The organism is Pedobacter sp. KBW06 (assembly GCF_003852525.1).
GTDB lineage: Bacteria > Bacteroidota > Bacteroidia > Sphingobacteriales > Sphingobacteriaceae > Pedobacter.
Genome location: NZ_QAJL01000013.1, coordinates 1 through 1,835 on the forward strand (window position 1 = coordinate 1; position 1,835 = coordinate 1,835).

The 1,835-nt window shown below is 48.9% G+C and carries 1 protein-coding gene; it reads right to left on the minus strand.

Going from position 1 to position 1,835, the window contains the following annotated elements; translation table 11 throughout:
- The coding region (locus DBR43_RS32810) for a non-ribosomal peptide synthetase (RefSeq protein ID WP_158622660.1) at positions 1–1,835 on the minus strand (1,835 nt) is incomplete at both ends.

The window sequence follows — 1,835 nt, forward strand, 5'->3', positions numbered from 1 at the left end:
CGTTGGAGGTGAGGGGGAAGCTCTCCATCTGTACCAGTGCTGCCGGAACCATATAATCCGGTAAGGTCTTTTTCAGGGATTGTATTATCGTTGAGGTATCAGCTGGATTGCCCGCTTGTGGTATATAATAGCCGGTCAGGTATCTGGAGGATCCTATGGCGGTTGCTCTTTCCCTGACCATCACAATAGCCTGTACAACGCCTGGAATTTGTTCGATGGCATGTGCGATTTCTGCCAGCTCTATACGGTATCCCCGGATCTTAACNNCCTGATCGTCGTTTCTTCCTATGAACAGGATGTTACCATCGGGAAGCCATTTTACCAGATCACCCGTTTTGTACATTCTGGTATATCCCATCTGTTTGTCGCTGTCAGCTGCAAACGGATTTTCCAGGAATCGCTGTTCGCTGAGTTCCGGATGGTTAAGGTAACCTCTGGCTACTCCTGCACCTCCGATATGGAGTTCTCCTGGCACGCCGACCGGTACCGGTTGCCCGGCGCTATCCAATACATATATTTTTTTATCTGCCAGCGGAGCACCGATAGGAGCCATGCTTTGGGTGTTGTAATTCGTTAAGCTGCAGTAGGTGGAATACACGATATTCTCTGTAGGCCCATATACATGTACCAGCGAAGCATGTGGATAATGCAGTTTAAAGGAATTGATCGCTTCCAGGTTACAGGCTTCTCCTCCAAATAATACCTGTTGCAAATGTTCCAGACAGGTAGCCTGCTCAAAGACAAGCGCATTGAACAGGGCGGTGGTGCTAAAAATGGTATCTGCTTTGTGTGCGGACAGGAGTTGATCCAGCAGTGTGGGGTTTAGTATTGCCTTACTGTCGATCAGCAGTAACTGTTTGCCATTTATCAGCGTGAAGAAGATATCGAACACACTTCCGTCAAAGGCAAAATTAGAGATGCCGGCTACGGTATTGACCCTGTTGTAGTCGATAAAGTTGTTGTCCAGAACGAAGGACAGGACGTTCCTGTGTTCTACCATCACACCTTTGGGATTGCCGGTGGTGCCAGAGGTATAAATCACATAGGCAAGACTTTCAGGGGCAGTCCGCTCCGGAAGCGGCCCGGATGGTAATTCATCGCCAATGGCATCTATATCCTCCGTTAAAATGGTCTGCTCCGGTAAAAGGACGATCCCGTATGCTTCAGGGATATGCTGCTGAGATACCATGATCTGTGCCCCGGTGTCTTTCAGGATATAGGCAATCCTGTGCTGTGGATAGCCGGGATCAATTGGTACATAGGCTGCTCCGGCTTTCAATACGGCAAGGATGGCGGTGATCATTTCTGTCCCCCTGTCCATACAGATGGGAATAAGTGTATCGGGAAGGAGTTCATTCCCCGTTATCTGAAGGTATCTTTTTTTAATGATGTGGGCGAGCTTGCTGCTTTGCTGGTCCAGTTGCCTGTAGCTGATACGATTTTCTCCGAAGATGACCGCGGTGGCATCCGGCTGTTGTGCTGCCTGTTGTGCAAATCGTGCATGCAGTGTCTCCGTATGTGCAGGAGAGGAGTTCGTTCCTGCCCAGCGATGAACCGTAAGGTCGAAGGTTTCCGGTTCGAGCAGAGAGATGGAACTGTGCTTCCTGGTCGGATCAGCAATCACCTGTTCCAGCAGGTACGCGAAGGTGTTGAGCAAGCGCTCTGCTGCAGGTTCATCCAGGAATACCTGATCATATTGTAACTGTATGATCAGTTCATTGTCTTTTTCAAAGGAGGCAATGGTGATTGGGTAATCCAGCTTTTCCACAGATTCCTTCATCGTTGTTTTTACTGCCGTTTCGGTTTCATCGGCTGCAGGATAATTCTCGAATACA